At 41.2% G+C, this 15,416-nt stretch carries 17 protein-coding genes, 3 tRNA genes, 2 rRNA genes and 2 pseudogenes; 6 read left to right on the plus strand and 18 right to left on the minus strand.

Annotated elements, in window-relative coordinates:
* The first annotated feature begins 16 nt into the window (after positions 1-16).
* From rrf (BKK50_RS10340) to BKK50_RS10355, 4 genes are all read left to right on the plus strand, one after another.
* Positions 17-132, plus strand: a 5S ribosomal RNA gene (rrf, locus tag BKK50_RS10340).
* Positions 133-180: 48 nt separating this feature from the next.
* Positions 181-296 (plus strand): 5S ribosomal RNA (rrf, locus tag BKK50_RS10345).
* Between the two features lie 13 nt (positions 297-309).
* Positions 310-386, plus strand: a tRNA-Asp gene (locus BKK50_RS10350).
* Between the two features lie 16 nt (positions 387-402).
* Positions 403-478: transfer RNA gene (locus BKK50_RS10355), tRNA-Trp, on the plus strand.
* Positions 479-494: 16 nt separating this feature from the next.
* On the opposite strand, the pseudogene BKK50_RS13080 reads toward BKK50_RS10355, so the two are convergent.
* Positions 495-632 (minus strand): annotated as a pseudogene (locus BKK50_RS13080) (site-specific integrase); the annotation flags it as partial.
* Between the two features lie 363 nt (positions 633-995).
* Here BKK50_RS13080 and BKK50_RS12360 point away from each other — a divergent pair.
* A pseudogene (locus tag BKK50_RS12360) lies at positions 996-1,070 on the plus strand (IS1595 family transposase); the annotation flags it as partial.
* 926 nt (positions 1,071-1,996) lie between these two features.
* Here BKK50_RS12360 and BKK50_RS10360 read toward each other — a convergent pair.
* The 4 genes from BKK50_RS10360 to BKK50_RS10375 form a co-directional block, all read right to left on the minus strand.
* The gene (locus tag BKK50_RS10360; RefSeq protein WP_077417784.1) at positions 1,997-2,203 is read right to left on the minus strand and encodes a hypothetical protein; all 207 of its coding nucleotides are present in this window, start codon (positions 2,201-2,203) and stop codon (positions 1,997-1,999) included.
* A gap of 9 nt (positions 2,204-2,212) precedes the next feature.
* Positions 2,213-2,554 carry an addiction module antidote protein gene (locus BKK50_RS10365; RefSeq protein WP_077417786.1) on the minus strand — a complete coding sequence of 114 codons (342 nt, stop codon included), beginning with the start codon at positions 2,552-2,554 and terminating at the stop codon, positions 2,213-2,215.
* A 16-nt stretch (positions 2,555-2,570) separates the two neighbouring features.
* Entirely contained in the window at positions 2,571-2,888 is a 318-nt protein-coding gene (locus tag BKK50_RS10370; RefSeq protein ID WP_077417788.1) for a type II toxin-antitoxin system RelE/ParE family toxin, read from the minus strand.
* Between the two features lie 518 nt (positions 2,889-3,406).
* The gene (locus tag BKK50_RS10375) at positions 3,407-3,793 is read right to left on the minus strand and encodes an Abi family protein (protein WP_158074669.1); all 387 of its coding nucleotides are present in this window, start codon (positions 3,791-3,793) and stop codon (positions 3,407-3,409) included.
* Positions 3,794-3,831: 38 nt separating this feature from the next.
* On the opposite strand from BKK50_RS10375, the gene BKK50_RS10380 reads away from it, so the two are divergent.
* On the plus strand, positions 3,832-4,464 hold the full coding sequence (locus BKK50_RS10380) for a hypothetical protein (protein WP_244149450.1): 633 nt from the start codon (positions 3,832-3,834) through the stop codon (positions 4,462-4,464).
* Between the two features lie 10 nt (positions 4,465-4,474).
* On the opposite strand, the gene BKK50_RS13255 is transcribed toward BKK50_RS10380, so the two are convergent.
* The 13 genes from BKK50_RS13255 to glyQ form a co-directional block, all read right to left on the minus strand.
* Positions 4,475-4,591: a hypothetical protein gene (locus tag BKK50_RS13255; protein WP_244149451.1), complete on the minus strand. Its 117-nt coding sequence runs from the start codon at positions 4,589-4,591 to the stop codon at positions 4,475-4,477.
* On the minus strand, positions 4,588-5,967 hold the full coding sequence (locus BKK50_RS10390; RefSeq protein WP_077417792.1) for a DUF927 domain-containing protein: 1,380 nt from the start codon (positions 5,965-5,967) through the stop codon (positions 4,588-4,590). The genes BKK50_RS13255 and BKK50_RS10390 overlap by 4 nt, the downstream gene beginning before the upstream one ends.
* Positions 5,964-6,140, minus strand: coding sequence for a hypothetical protein (locus tag BKK50_RS12510; protein ID WP_158074670.1), 177 nt, complete (start codon positions 6,138-6,140; stop codon positions 5,964-5,966). Before BKK50_RS12510 ends, BKK50_RS10390 begins: the two co-directional genes overlap by 4 nt.
* Positions 6,133-6,888, minus strand: coding sequence for a host cell division inhibitor Icd-like protein (locus BKK50_RS10395; protein ID WP_244149452.1), 756 nt, complete (start codon positions 6,886-6,888; stop codon positions 6,133-6,135). Before BKK50_RS10395 ends, BKK50_RS12510 begins: the two co-directional genes overlap by 8 nt.
* Before the next feature lie 52 nt (positions 6,889-6,940).
* Complete coding sequence (locus tag BKK50_RS10400) at positions 6,941-7,123, minus strand: helix-turn-helix domain-containing protein (RefSeq protein ID WP_077417794.1); 183 nt, start codon at positions 7,121-7,123, stop codon at positions 6,941-6,943.
* Between the two features lie 463 nt (positions 7,124-7,586).
* The gene (locus BKK50_RS10405; RefSeq protein WP_077417796.1) at positions 7,587-8,852 is read right to left on the minus strand and encodes a tyrosine-type recombinase/integrase; all 1,266 of its coding nucleotides are present in this window, start codon (positions 8,850-8,852) and stop codon (positions 7,587-7,589) included.
* A 187-nt stretch (positions 8,853-9,039) separates the two neighbouring features.
* Positions 9,040-9,116: transfer RNA gene (locus BKK50_RS10410), tRNA-Ile, on the minus strand.
* A gap of 85 nt (positions 9,117-9,201) precedes the next feature.
* Positions 9,202-11,268 carry a glycine--tRNA ligase subunit beta gene (glyS, locus tag BKK50_RS10415; protein WP_077417797.1) on the minus strand — a complete coding sequence of 689 codons (2,067 nt, stop codon included), beginning with the start codon at positions 11,266-11,268 and terminating at the stop codon, positions 9,202-9,204.
* A gap of 61 nt (positions 11,269-11,329) precedes the next feature.
* The gene (locus tag BKK50_RS10420) at positions 11,330-11,794 is read right to left on the minus strand and encodes a hypothetical protein (RefSeq protein ID WP_077417799.1); all 465 of its coding nucleotides are present in this window, start codon (positions 11,792-11,794) and stop codon (positions 11,330-11,332) included.
* A 209-nt stretch (positions 11,795-12,003) separates the two neighbouring features.
* Positions 12,004-12,234, minus strand: a complete 231-nt coding sequence (locus BKK50_RS10425; RefSeq protein ID WP_077417801.1) for a hypothetical protein — start codon at positions 12,232-12,234, stop codon at positions 12,004-12,006.
* Positions 12,231-13,508, minus strand: coding sequence for a histidine-type phosphatase (locus BKK50_RS10430; protein ID WP_077417803.1), 1,278 nt, complete (start codon positions 13,506-13,508; stop codon positions 12,231-12,233). The genes BKK50_RS10425 and BKK50_RS10430 overlap by 4 nt, the downstream gene beginning before the upstream one ends.
* Before the next feature lie 27 nt (positions 13,509-13,535).
* A complete protein-coding gene (locus tag BKK50_RS10435) occupies positions 13,536-14,183 on the minus strand; it encodes an FABP family protein (protein ID WP_077417805.1) in 648 nt (215 codons plus the stop codon).
* Between the two features lie 46 nt (positions 14,184-14,229).
* On the minus strand, positions 14,230-15,138 hold the full coding sequence (gene glyQ / locus BKK50_RS10440; RefSeq protein ID WP_077417807.1) for a glycine--tRNA ligase subunit alpha: 909 nt from the start codon (positions 15,136-15,138) through the stop codon (positions 14,230-14,232).
* Positions 15,139-15,416 lie beyond the last annotated feature (278 nt).

Raw genomic sequence — 15,416 nt, forward strand, 5'->3', positions numbered from 1 at the left:
GTTATCAAAGAATTATCCTGGCGGCGAGAGTGCGGTGGTCCCACCTGAATCCATTCCGAACTCAGAAGTGAAACGCTGTAATGCCGATGGTAGTGTGGGGAATCCCCATGTGAGAGTAGGGCACCGCCAGGTTCTATTTTTTAAGTTTATTTTGAGAGTAAATTTAAAAAATAGAAATTTTTTGGCAGTCATAGTGCAATAGAACCACCTGAATCCATATCGAACTCAGAAGTGAAATGTTGTAATGTCGATGGTAGTGTGGGGGATCCCCATGTGAGAGTAGAACACTGCCAATTATCAATATCCTATGGAGTGGTAGTTCAGCTGGTTAGAATACCTGCCTGTCACGCAGGGGGTCGCGGGTTCGAGTCCCGTCCATTCCGCCAATATTTTCATACCAATAGGGGCGTAGTTCAATTGGTAGAGCACCGGTCTCCAAAACCGGGTGTTGGGAGTTCGAGCCTCTCCGCCCCTGCCATTTAAAGTCTTTATTTTCAATAGTTTACAGCGTTGTAAAAATTCTCCTTAGAAAAATTATTCTCTGACTGTGCCGTAAATGTGACATTATTTGCAAACTCATGCATATGGTCAGCATTTAAATGAGCATATTTCTTCACTATTTCCAATGTTTCCTAACCTTCCATTTTCAATAAACGAGCGAGAATATCTAGCATCGGGTGTTTGCCTCGAATACCTTCAATCACAATATCATCAAATTCGTTTGCCATCTTTGTTAATTTAAGCTGTTGAAGTAATGCAATAAATCTAATCTTGTCTTTCCACTATCATCTCCTTATCAATCTTATCTTTTGAAGGAAAGGTGGTCATTCTTCGATATTGAAGGAGTTGGTCAAATTAGCTGAAATTTGCTTTAGGTGGACAACGCAGTGCAACACATTCCGACTCTATATTTTAGGGGCTGTCGGTTGGTCAACCTTAAAATAAGGGGCTGCCTAGATAACAACTAAAATCTCTATTTAGGTTAAGATAACCAAATGAGAAAGAGTTGTCTAAGTCAGCATAAACAAAGCAAACTCATCGAGCTGTTTGTAGCAGGCGTCACTGCTCGAATAATCTTTAGATTTTGATTTGGTCCGTCCTACTTCTGTATTTGTCAAAGGTTTAGCCATTCTTGCCATTTTGTTTTATTAATATCTAACCCCGTGCAAATTTAAAATACTTTCAAGCCTCGTGTAACTTGGTTTTTGAGAATTTTAAGGGGGCGCAAAAAGGTATTTCTAAACGTACCCCTAAGATCCGTGGTTGTAAACGTATAAAAGCGTATGAAAACGTATAAAGAAATAAAGTAAAATGGCGTTAAGGCTAGTATTTATAAGGGTTTAGTTTATGAAAACCTAAGAGAAAATAAGAAGAGAAAAGCCCGTTTGGCCCTACCAGACTTGAATTGAAAACATAAGCTATTGATTTAATTAATACTCAATTAGGTTATATTAATTTCGTATAACTAAAATCAAAAGTTATCTATCCAAATGACTATTCTTTGAACAATTATTAGGATCGTAAAGAGAAGGTGTCAGCCAACACCAATCACCCCAATTTAGCCGCTAAACTTCGCTTACCTTTAACCAGTCCTTTTTTGGTCTCGTTGTTTATTCTCAAATTGAGGTTAAGTCATTAAATAAAATTTAATAACTAGCAAAATAACTTTTACCGTTGGTGGATGTTGAAATATTGAATAAGGTGTTCGTGTTATACAAATAGCTCAACCGTTACCATATAGCTACGGTTCGCGTCTCCTCAAATTTGAGGGCGTTAAATTTCCCTCGTGCATAAATTCTTGGAGTCCATAAAAAAGTCTATAAAAACTGTAATAGCGATAAAACGAAGTTTCGGGGGCGGTATTTAAGGCTTTTTATCTGAACTTTTTACCTACCTCTCTCCAAGTAAAAATCGGCTTGGTTCTCCGTGCACGCGCGTACTGCTCAAAAATTCCAATAAAAAAGGCTCAATGCATCGCACTAAGCCTTGTTAATCGTTATTTTTTGCTTGCTTCTATCTCTGCCGACTCTGGGCGTTGTAGTGTGTAACTTGGTAGCTCAATTTCGCCTTTTGGGTGCGCTTGGATTTGCTCAAAGCCTTGTTTTAATTCATTGAATAAATTTCTTTTTTCCATTTTTTCAGGCTTTAATTTATTGGCGTAAGGGTTTCTAATCCCTTCGCTAAAATCATATTCTTTTTGCATTGGTGCTTTTTATGTTGAAATAGGTTTTATGCTAAATGACAGTTCATAACCTAAAGCATTTGCCAAACGCTGCATAGTGCTAAATTTTGGCTCGGTTTTACCTGATAAGGCTCTATAAAGATTTTCTCGGGCTATTCCCGCTTTCTCGGCTGTTTGTGTCATTCCTTTAGCTCTTGCTAGTGTTTTGAAGGCTTGTAGAATTTCGGCTTGGCTTGCTGTTTCGAGGGCGTTTTTCAAATAAAGCTCTGCAAGTTCTTCATCTTCACTTAGATATTCCGCCGCATCAAATCGACTTACTTCTAGATCGGCTTCGTCTAATTCAATACCGTTCACTATGATTTTTTTTCCCATTGTTGCCTCCTGTTAATTACTTGAATGTTGGCTTGAGTAACTGCCAAATTGCCTTAGCTTTCTCTATGTCGGCTTGCTGTGTAGATTTATCGCCTCCACAAAGTAGCCAATAAGTAACGCCATTTTGTTGTGCAAAATAGGCTCTATAGCCTTTGCCTACAAATACCCGCATTTCATACACGCCACCACCAACGGATTTATGATCGCCTAGGTTTCCTTGCTCTGCTCGTTCTATTCTTTTCAATATAGCTTCTTTGGCGGTTAAATCTTTGAGGGTTTTAAGCCATTTTTTAAAGCCCGCTAATTGATAGAACGTGGTTGCATTATCTGTCATCTTCTGCCTTGTGTATCAAATATGATTACAATAGCAAGCCATTAAACCTATTTCCCTTTCATAAAGTTTTGCCTATGGATCAACCTAAGACTTTCCACCACCTAAAAAATAAAAAAAGTGTATAGATAACAGAAAAATAGTGGGCACGCTGGGCATTTGGGCACGCACCTTTAAAATCAATAACTTAAATGCTGTTTTCGTGCCCAATGCACTGGGCACGGCTGGGCACAAAGTGGGCACGATGGAAAATTGGTTATTTTTTGACTGGGCACGAAAGCCCTAAAATTGGGCACGGAAAGCCTATTTTTGGGCACGAAAAGGGGGAATTTGGGCACGCTATTTTTTATAAGTGATTGATATAGTTAGATTTGATTGTTTCCGTGCCCAAAATGCCCAATATTTTTTAATTCATCTACACACGGAAAAAATTTTTTCATTCATTTTTCGTTGGTGGATAAAAAAAGAGCAAATCATTTGTGATCTACTCTTTGTCATTTGATAGCCTATACCTTTCAAATTCAGTTATTCATTAAATGAATAGGCAATGATAAGTGGCTCATTAGCCCCATTGATTTTAATTTGGCATTGGGTACATCAGGGAATTTATCAATTAAGTGATTACATTGCAGCAGCCATTTGTAATTATTGCTTGTTTGACTGATTAAATACCACATAACTGCTATTCTACCAAACAAGCGTTCTTTTGCTGTTTGGTCTAAATTCAATGAATTAAAATAATCATTGTGAAGTATTTTTATAGGGTTTCCTTTTCGATTCCATACTCTTGAATGATGAGCAGATTGGTTTCTGATGATATTGATCTCATTTAACCAACTAATTAAGGTTGCGGTATTATCAACATTAAATCTATTCGCAATAATATTTTGATAGCGTTTTTTCAACATTGAATAGTATTTAGAAAGCATACCGAAAAGCGTGGATTATGTGGCTATTGGGAAATAAACAAGCGGTGGTGGCTGAATATCAACGTTATGCTGCACAATGGCAAGCCATGTTACCGAATAACGCCAGTCCACAGGTTAAACGAGTGGCAGGTCGTTTTGCTTTACTGGAAACTGCCCTACAACTGGCAAGCCCTTTCACCGGCTGGAAAACGACAGAAAATCAGACCGCACTTTTACACAGCTTTAATGAATGGGTGAACGAGTACGGGCTACATTCAAGGGAAGAGAAACAAATCATAGAACAGGTGAATGGCTGGCTTTTACGCAATGGCGCACGGTTCATTGAATTTCCTTTTAATCATAACCAACAAGAGCCGGGAGATACGGCAGGTTATCGTCAGTTGGCCGACAGCAAAGAACCCCAAGAAAGCGATCGGTATTGGGTTTTCCCACAGGTTTATCTTGAAGATGTTATCAAAGGCTTTAATGAGAAACAGGCGAATGAAATCTTATTGGGAGCGGGGATGTTGATACAGGGCAAAGAGAAAGGTCGTAAATACCTCAACCGTTTACCCAAAACAATAGCCGTTCTTGCTCTTCTGCGCTTTGCTGTTGCCGGTATTGTTGCGGATCGATATTTTGTGCAAGCAATGATAAAAACTCGTCTCTGACCTTGCGGGCTTATGATAAAGAAATATCGGGGTATTTCCCCACGCCTAGCAAAACTCGCTTTCTAGGGCTGCTAAAAGGCTGATAGTAATTAAATCGCCATAGCTTAGCCCCTGAGGGCTTAATCAATAAATAAAGCCCTTGCCCGTCTGATAACGTGTAGTCTTTATCTTTCGGTTTCCCCCTTCTTTTGCGCCCTGTATTTTCCCCACGCCATTAAATAGCGTGTAAGCGGATATTTCAATTTCTTTTGCGTTGCTCGCTTGCCCCACTTCATCTAAAAACAAAAAGCCGTCATTGTGCGCCAAGGCTTCGTTAGCTACGCCTAGGGCAGTCGAAAACCAACTTAATTTTGTGTCTTTCGGGTGTCCGAAAACACTACTCGCCAAATAAGCCGTGGTAGTTTTCCCTACACTAGAATCGCCATAAAGGTGCACGCCAAAAGGCTCTTTTTTCAACAGGGTAAGCATAGGACCGGCAAGGGCGACCGATACCGCCAACATCATTGAGGCGTTATTTTTTGCATAATTGGCGATTTGTTCCCGCCAACTTTCCGCCGTACCTGCCGTGCAATAGCCACTTTTCACCGATGTCCCACCGATAAAAATTGTTGGCTTGCTTGATTCCCCTATGATTTCGCCATTTGGTAAAATATATGCACCATTAATCCACCCGGTTTTATCGGTAACTTGCCATTCTTGGCGGTTGCCTGATAACTGCAAATAATCCGCCAATACGCCTTTTAATGTGCCGTTATTGGTAACCCGTAACCCCTTCGCCTTTAATTGTTGCCAGCCTTCCCGCTTGCCTATGGTCGCAAGCGGTTGAGCCACAATCACCGCTTTTTTGCGGTTTTCCGGTGTGAATTTCAAAATAAGGTGACTTTCCTCGGCGTTATACCCTACGCCCACTACCTCAACAATATCGCTCAAAAATTGGACTTTCTCGCTGATAAATTCGCCCGTTGTGCGGTCAAATTTAGGGGTAATATAAAATAGCCCCCGTTGCCCGTTTTCCGTGCGTTTTTCAATGTAAGGTTCTCGCTTCACGTCTTCATCTTGTGCAAGGCTTGCCAATATATCCGCCACGCTGTCGCCTTTTTGTTCCCGGGTGCGTTTGAGCCAGTCGGACAAATTCCCGTTTTCTTGCAATTCGCCCAAACTATCGCATAAGGTGAGCTGTTGAACTTGGGTATTTTTTGCCAAATTCGCCACCACTGCCGGCAAGGCTTCAGAATGAGAAAATTTGCCAAACTGACAAAGGCGAACGGAAGTGCGGTCATTTTCTGCAAGGTTTAAAAAGTTGATTTCCGATAACTGACTTTCACCAATAATCACGGGCGGTTGTTTTGGGTCAGTTTTGATGGCTTGCGCCAATAAACTCCACTCTAGCCCCTCGCCCTTATTCCACGCTTGCCACGCTTTGGATCCTATTAAAATAATTAATTCTGCGCCGTCTTGGGCTTGCTCCGCTAAATACGGGGCGTTTTTATGTTTAGTTTTCATTTGTTCCCCCTTTGATTGATTTTCTCCTCAAGTTCGGCGATTTCGGTTATTTTGAATTCAATCAAGTCAATAAATCCTTTTGTTATCATTTTGAGTTTTTTCAATTCATCGTAAATAGATTTATAAGGGGTTGGCTCTTCAACGAATCGTAAATGATTGGGCTTATTACGCATAAACGCCCCCTTGTGAAAAAGTGCGGTCGTTCTTAAGGTTGATTTTGCCGGCAAGGATTAATACAAACTCACGGGCTAAAATGGCTCGGGCTTGTTGTTCGCTGTCGGCATTAATGCGGATTTTTTGGATATGATTGGTTAAATCGGTGCGACGTATAGCCGCAAAAATGAATTGATACATTTGCGTAACTCCAGTGAATAATTTTTCAAGAGTTACCGCTCGGAAGTTTCCAGGCTTTGGGCGGTAACGTGTAACGGGCTGGAAAACTGCGATCACTGGAACACAGCAAAGGGCGAAACCTTTCCCGCTACACGCTACCATTGAGAGAACAGTAGCCAACGCATTTTTGCGTCCGCTATTTTCTTTAGGTGTGTGTAAACCACGCATAAAAAAACACGCTTGAGGCGTGCTATGCGCCAGTGATAGATAGTTCGAGTTTCCAGGCTCGGCGGTCGTTTTTTGCGACTGCGTGGAAATAATGCCAAATTTGGCCGTACTTTGTAAAGTGGTTTGTGAAGATTTTTTTACTTTACCGAAATTTGTGGTAAAGCATTCCGCAAGCTCGGGTGAGTCTGTATAATAAAGATTAGCCATAGTCTTATCCTTAGTAAGATTGTTGGTTAGAGGCTCTTCAATGTTCCCGCATTGTTGAGCCTTGTTGCGTAAAGAATTATCATCTCGTGGTATTGAGCCTAAAGCATAGTAATTATTTTCTACTGTGCTAGAATTAGCTTGAAATTTTTTCATAATGACCTCTTAGTTATCACGCCACAGGGTTTAGCCTTGTGGCTTTTTTTGTTTATTGGTTAATGCTCGCTAAATAACGTTGAATTTCTGTCGCTTTGTAAAGCGTGGTTGCGCCAAATTTCGTTTTCTTGATTTTCCCTTGGCGGACAAGGCGGTCTAATTTGCTTCTTGATACGCCAAAAAGCTCGCCCATTTCTCGCACGGTGTAGTGTTTGTCGTTGGTTTGTGTTGTCATTTGATTTTCCTCTTGTTATTGATTCATCGTAAGTCAAGATAAATCAGCGTGGTGCAAGAATCTTTTAAAGTACTTTAAAGATTTTTCATTCATACAACACAAATAAAAGATGAAAATATTTAATGAACCTTAAAGCGCGATTGAAGCGCAATTAAATTCAAGTTTAAGCAACCTTTAAATGACTGAGAAAATTCCGCTTTAAGTGGGGCAAAATAGCGTTTTACTGGGGCAAAATAGGGCTTTACTGGGGCAGATTCCACTTTAAGTGGGACAAAATAGGGGAGTTTTGGGGCAGTTTTTTTAGTATATTTATTATTAACCTTTTGATTTATTTATATTTATTATTTGGTAGTAGGTAAATTGTCCCACTAATAAGCCTAAAAAAGCACGCACGGGAGAAAAATAAAATAAAAAGACAAAAAAATAGGGCGATTGCTCGCCCTGTGGTATTGTAGATTGGTAATTATTTGAATAAATCCGTGCCTTGTGCGCATTGTTCGACATAGTCGCCCCACTGCTGCATAACAGGGATCCGTTGCTCAAAATAATCGGTGTGATTGTATGCTGCTCGCACTGAATTACGTTCACAATGCGACAAACAACGCTCAACAACATCACCATTGACTAAAAGACTATTGAGATAGGTACTTCCAATGGAGCGTAAGGAATGCGCCACTTGTTTCCCTTTGTAGCCCATATTGCGAATGGCTCTATTTATGCTTTGCATATTGGTTGAGTTTTTTCCCTGTATATTGCTTCGGAATACAAATTCAGAACGCCCGGTAATAGGGTGTAAATAACGCAGAATTGCTACGGCTTGAGAAGATAGCGGGATTTTGTGGGCGGTGCGCATTTTCATTCGTTCCGGTGGAATCGTCCATACGTTATCAGTTAAATCAATTTCACGCCATTTTGCTCCGCTCGCTTCGCTAGGTCGTGTCATTGTGAGTAGTTGAAATAAAATAAGGGACTTTGTAATAGGTAAGGCGCGCGCCAGTGCTAAGTCACTCATCAATGCCGGTAATTCTTCCGGCATAATATGGGGGTGGTGGCTTTCGCCTGCAAAATGATAGGTATCTTTGACATCTAAGCAAGGGTTATAAGGAATTGCGCCGGAATTCTTGGCAAAGGTCAAAACCTCATTAGTTAGGCGTAGTACCCTGCGCAATGTATCGCTATCTTTTGCGCCTGTCTTACGGTCTTTTATTCTTGCAAGCGGTTCAAGGGCTTTGATTAAGGTTGGCGGGTCTATTTGTTCGACTTGATAAGCCCCCAATTCATCAAATAAATATTTCTCCAGCCTGCGCCAGTTTTTTTGCATTGTATCAGGTAAAACTCGCTTTTGTTTATTCTCTTTCCATTTTTCCGCCCAACGGTAGAACGTATTTTCACGCTGGCGGTGTTGTTCTTGTTCTGCCTGTGTTTGTGCTTGTGCCTTTGCTTCTTGCGGGTCTATACCTTGCGCCAATAGTGAGCGGTATTCTTCCCGCATTGAACGGGCTTGAGCGATTGAGATAGCCGGATAATCCCCCATCTTGAATTTAGTTCTCTTTTTTGTGATCGGCTTATCATAGCGAAAATACCAAGCCTTGTTATTTGCCGGAAACACAAAAAGCCATAAGCCTTTACCGTCTGCAAGTTCATTAGTGACTAATTGCCCTTTGCTGTTGGTTTTTGGCTTGGCTTTTTCGGCTTGTGTGTTCGTTAATCCTGCTTTTAAACGTGCCATAAATACCCTTTTTAGTACCCTGTAATTTCGCTAATTTATCACAAAGGTACTATATAGGGTACTATTTATTGCGTTCAGTATGAATTATCTTGCACTATAATGCACTATCAGAAAGGCTTAGAATGTAGGGTTTATAAGGGATTTTGAGTTAATTTGAATCAGAATAAATTAGAATGGTTTATTGAGTTGGTCCCCCCTACCGGACTTGAACCAGTGACCAAGCGATTATGAGTCGCCTGCTCTAACCGACTGAGCTAAGGGGGGAAAATGCGCTGATTATAGAGAAATAATCCCTTGAAGTCTATAAGAAAAGGGATGGTCGATGAAAAAACAACCACCCCAATCTCTATTATTGAAGCACTGAAATATCTGCCACTTGTAAGAACAAGCTTTGCAAGGTATTTAAGATCGCCAAGCGGTTTTGACGCAGTGCCGGATCTTCTGCATTTACCATCACATTATCAAAGAAGTTATCCACCGGTGTACGCAAATTGGCGAGTTTATCCAATACCGCCGTATATTCACCTTGTGCGATTAACGGTTGTACTTCAGCTTTTAATGCCAACACCGCTTCAGCCAAAGCTTTTTCCGCAGGCTCTACACAAGCGTTTAAATTAATCTCACCGATCGTAATATCTGCTTTGGCAAGAATATTCGCCACACGTTTATTGGCTGCCGCTAAAGCTTCTGCGGAATCTAAAGTACGGAAATGGGATACCGCACGCACCCGTGCATCAAAATCTGCCGGACGGGTTGGACGGCGAGCTAACACCGCTTGAATCACATCCACTGCGATACCTTCATCTTGATACCATGCACGGAAGCGCCCCAACATAAAGTCCACCACATCCGCAACCACGTTTTTATTCGTCAATTTATCACCGAAAAGTGCGGTGGCTTTTTGCACTAAATCTTCTAAATCAAGCGGAAGATTTTTCTCTACAATAATGCGTAACGCCCCTAATGCAGCACGGCGTAGCGCAAAGGGATCCGCACTACCTTTTGGCGCTTGCCCGATACCGAAAATTCCGGTGAGAGTATCAAATTTATCCGCCAAAGCGACCGCACTTGCCACTAAAGATTTTGGCAATTCATCGCCAGCAAAACGTGGCATATATTGCTCATTTAACGCCACTGCCACTTCTTCATCTTCCCCATCGAGGCGGGCATAGTGCATCCCCATCACACCTTGCGTATCGGTGAATTCAAACACCATATTAGTCATCAAATCACATTTTGACAGCAAGCCTGCACGTTTCGCTTTGGTTTCATCTGCGCCGATCTGTTTGGCAATTTCACCGGCAAGCTGTTCAATGCGAGCGGTTTTATCACGCAATGTACCAAGTTGTTGTTGGAACAATACGGTTTCCAAACGTGGTAAGCGATCCACCAATTTTTGTTTTAAATCGGTTTTAAAGAAAAACTCCGCATCGGTTAAACGTGGACGAACCACTTTTTCATTCCCTTCGATAATCGCACTTGGATCATCCGGGTTAATGTTCGATACGAAAATAAAGTGCGGTAATAATTTGCCGTCTTTATCATAAATCGGGAAGTATTTTTGGTCGCCTTTCATGGTATAAACTAAGGCTTCCGCAGGCACAGCAAGGAAACGCTCTTCAAATTTTGCTGCCAACACGTTCGGATATTCCACCAATGAAGTCACTTCATCGAGCAAATCGTCCTCAATATCCGCCACACCACCAAGTGCGGTCGCTTTTTCTTGAGATTTTGCCAGAATTTCCGCTTTACGTTCGTTGAAATCAGCGATTACCGATCCTTTATCACGCAATAATTGCGGATATTGATCGGCGTGTTGGATTTCAAATTCAGCTTCACCTAAGAAACGGTGTCCACGAATAGTGCGACCACTTGCTACCCCTAAAATTTCACCTTCGATGAGTTCATCTCCCAGCAACATCGTGACGGTATGAACAGGGCGAATAAATTGCACAGTTTTGTCCGCCCAACGCATCGGTTTTGGAATAGGCAATTTCGCTAAAGCATTTGCCACAATCTCACTAAGCAAATTTTTAGTTGGCTGACCTTCGATCTTTGCCCGGTGAACCAACCATTCGCCTTTGTCTGTAGCAAGACGTTCCGCTTGCCCAACGGTGATCCCACAGCCTCTCGCCCAGCCTTCCGCTGCTTTGGTTGGCTTGCCTTCTGCATCAAAGGCTGCCGATACCGCAGGCCCACGTTTTTCAATTTCCTTGCTCGGCTGTTGTGTGGCAAGTGCTAATACTTTCACCGCTAAACGACGTGGTGCAGCAAACCATTCGACTTTCTCAAAGGCAAGCCCCGCTTGAGTCAATTCCGCCTGCACATTATCTGCAAAGGCTGTGGCTAATGTTTTCAGAGCTTTTGGCGGCAGCTCTTCTGTACCGATTTCTACTAGAAAGTTTTGGGTTGTCATTGTTTGTTCTCTATATCAGGTTAATATTCAATTTTTATAGATGAATAAGCTTTATCGGAAACTAGTGCCAATTAAAAATTTCGTCATTTCCTATATAAAAATGTTTAACTGCATAATCGTATCCGTAGCACATAACACTCTTTTTTTCCAATAAAACATTATCTAGCATTTTTATTATTTTTTTTAAGTTCCTATCCGTTGGAGCAATATTAAAAAAATATTGTTCATCCTTTTTAGCTAATTTAAAATACACATTCTCAACCCTCCCTGATTTAGGGGTTGTTTCAACTGAAATGTGTTTTATAAAAGTATTAAACATATTTGCTCTTCTTTCTAAATAATAAGTTAATTCACGAAGATACCAAAATGAACCCAAAAAGATTATCCACCCCAGAATAACTATTAAATTTGACTTGCTATATATACCAAGCTCGAAATATTCATTTATTGCGTCAAATATTTCACCGCATGATGTAGTAATGGTTAATGAAATTATAAAAATTACGATAGTTTTTAATGTTTCCATTTATATTTTCTCTCTTAGTGTGTTTAACTTAATTGTACGCACAGTTATGTAGCCTCGTAGGGTGTACAAAAATGGGATATTTGATCATGCGTGAAATCTTACTCTCCCTTTACAGCCTACTGTATCAAGCCAAATTCCCTACTGCTCCAATTGAGCTACAAAAATTCAAGGGATATCAGATTCCTAAAAACTGATTTTCCGCTTCAACATTATTTATGAATTATCTTGTTCTTCGTTCTAATTGCACGCATTCGCTTATAGTGTTCTTCACTGTTAAGCGGTGATATACATCGTTGTTTTGTGTAAGAGAAACTTTCTCCGGCAGAAACTAAACAACCGTACATATCCCGTTTTTCAACAATTTGTGTCATTTGAGGTGTTTGGCTGCAAGCACTTAAAACACCGGCAAAAACCACCGCACTTAAAATTTTTTTCATCATTTTTCTGTTTTATTCCCTAAGCTCCGCTGCAAAATTTGCTGAAAATCAGTGTAATCGCATAAGCCATCATTCTCCCTGTTGCAACCTGCCAATGTAAGCGAAATGCGATGAGGAGGCGTTGATAAATTTAACGGTGTCAGATTGATTAACTGTTCGATGGTTTGGTAAACATATTCCAAGCGAAATTTCGGTTTACCGCTTACGTTGTGTTTCCACACTTCAAACATCAGTTTTCCGCCGATGGGAATATTTTCCAAAGAATTTTCTAATTCATAAGGCTCCACCCCAAGGGCGGCAAGCAATGCGACAATGTTGGAATCATGCCCCACCAGGAGCATGATTTTATTTTCGCTCTCTAATTGTTGCTGAATAAATTGTAACAAGGGGTAAGCCACATGTTGTGCCAATTCTTGATTATTTTTAAATAGCGTTCGGTAATATTCATTTTTGATTTCATTGATCGCCTGCCATTTTTGCAAGCTATCAATGTTACCATTAGCAATCTCGTTTGGTGATTTGCCCACATAATGTGCCAATAATAAACTGCTCACTATTTTTTTAGCGGTGCTGATCGAACCGGTAATCCGTACCGATTTCCCCTCTTCGATACGATATTCTCCTAGCTTTCCAGCCAAATCACATTCGGCTTTTTGTAAACAATTTGGTGAATTTTGATAATCGATCAGTTCACTTAACAAAGCGTAATTTGGGGCGAGTTTTTGCTGTAAAGCGGTTAAATCAACATTTTTTTTAGCCTGTTCAATCAAGGCAATATTAAGATTTTTTGCCTGAGTGTGAAAAATGGGATCTTTTTCGTCACCTATTTTACCTTGATGTTGCAAAGCAACATGACACCCGGCAAAAGCCCCAGCAATGAGCGCCTGCCCCGTGGCAATGGTGCGTTGCACACTGTTTGCGTAAACAAAAATGCCTTCACCTGTGGCACAACGTTCTGTGGTGAGCAAGCCATTTTGTTTAAACCACTGCCCCAAATATTGTCCAAAATAGGTTTCTAAAATCGTGCCTTTCGGTGTGAGATAACCGGATGGAACATCCCATTTCGCCCAAGGATAAGGGGAATATTTAGCCATTTCCCGTGGATCTTTTTCCACCGGTGAACGTAATCCATGGCGGCTAAAAATCAACACCTTATCTAAGTGGTAATCCTTTGATGATAAGTCCTTTTGTTCACTCGCTCCTGCCTCATTAATAAAGATCAAAAGGCAGAAAAGTGCGGTTAAATTTCGGGAAATTTTTGCAAAGGTAGGTTTCATTATTAGGCTTCCCCCTTATCCAAGCCGCTATTGTGCTTGCGCAGCCAAAGCAGTTGGGTTGAGTGTCGGTTCTGCGATTTTGGTTAAGCGGTTTCTATCCGTATGATGGAAAGGTTCATCATAGTTCGGGATAATCATCACCGTATCTTGTTCGTAAGACCAAGTGCCGTCATCATTGATTTTCACCTTAATGGTATAGCTTTCCGTAGTGAAGTTTTGTTCAATAAACGGGTTAGAAATAATACCGTTAGTAAGGGAACCTCGCACGGCTTGTACAGTAAATTCTTTCGCATCGGCAGAGGCATTTCCTGTTGCCATCAGGGTTTGTCCACGGGGAATACTTAATGTAAATAGGATATTGCCCGTTGCTGGCTCCCAAAGCCAATAGCCCACCTGATCGTGGAAAGTTTCTACTTCATTAGGTTGCACAATGCGGGTGTGGTATCGCAAGCCATAAAAAAGTTGAGGCCCGTTTGTTTGGGCATCAATGGGTTGTAATTCAATACGTTCGATATAGGGGTCTTTCTCCGCACCTTCCGCTTTCGGATTGATATCCACCCCACGTTTGCCTTCCCAAATCCCAGCCATACCGGCTAAAGGCCCAAGATGAGCCAAGGTATTCACATCCGGTTCGGCTTCCGTGTAAATGTCTTTTGGATATTGGTAATCAGTCATTTTTATCTCCTGTTTAATCCTGTCTAAAGTGCGGTCATTTTTCGGGTTATTTTTGACAACCGGGGAAACCTAAGGCTTCACGGCTGGCATAATAGGCTTCGGCCACCCCTTTGGTTAAAGCTCGAATGCGTAAAATATAGCGTTGGCGTTCCGTCACTGAAATCGCTTTGCGGGCATCAAGCAAGTTAAAGCTGTGTGCCGCTTTTAAAATACGTTCATAGGCAGGTAATGGTAATGGTTTTTCTAATGCCAATAATGCTTGCGCTTCTTTTTCGTATTGATCGAAACAGTAGAATAAGAAATCTGTGTTGGCATATTCAAAATTATAAGTGGACTGCTCCACTTCGTTTTGATGGAAGACATCACCATAGGTGGTTTTGCCAAGCGGGCCGTCTGACCAAACTAAGTCATACACACTGTCCACACCTTGAATATACATCGACAAGCGTTCTAAACCGTAAGTCACTTCGCCTGTTACCGGTTTACATTCTAAACCGCCCACTTGTTGGAAATAGGTAAATTGTGTCACTTCCATTCCGTTCAACCACACTTCCCAGCCCAATCCCCAAGCACCAAGGGTTGGGTTTTCCCAGTTATCTTCCACAAAACGAATATCGTTTTGGGTCGGATCAAAACCGAGCATTTCGAGAGAACCTAAATACAATTCTTGAATATTATCTGGTGAAGGTTTAATCACCACTTGGAATTGATAGTAGTGTTGTAAGCGATTTGGATTTTCACCGTAGCGACCATCTGTCGGGCGGCGAGAAGGCTGAACATAAGCAAATGCCATCGGCTCCGGGCCTAATGCACGCAATGCCGTCATTGGGTGGGATGTACCTGCCCCCACTTCCATATCAAAGGGCTGAACAATAGTACAACCTTGTTTTGCCCAATAATCTTGTAGGGCGAGAATCATGCCTTGGAATGTTTTTATATTGAATTGATTGCTCATAATTTTGACGATTACTGTGATAAAAAATGTCGCCATTATACTTGAAACCAAGAGGCGGATAAAGGCGAAAAGTGCGGTGGAAATGGGCGTTTTTTTCGGTATTATGTAGCAAATGCACAAAACAGAAATTTTAACCAAAACGTAGGGACACACTGCGTGTGTCCGTTATAGAATCAAATTATTTCAATAGGTTAAAATTCGGACACACGCAGTGTGTCCCTACCGCTTTTCCCAAAAAAATCGCCTTTTCAACGGCTCGAAATCTGAAATTTAGCCCT

The sequence above is a fragment of the Rodentibacter rarus genome (genome assembly GCF_001998965.1).
GTDB lineage: Bacteria > Pseudomonadota > Gammaproteobacteria > Enterobacterales > Pasteurellaceae > Rodentibacter > Rodentibacter rarus.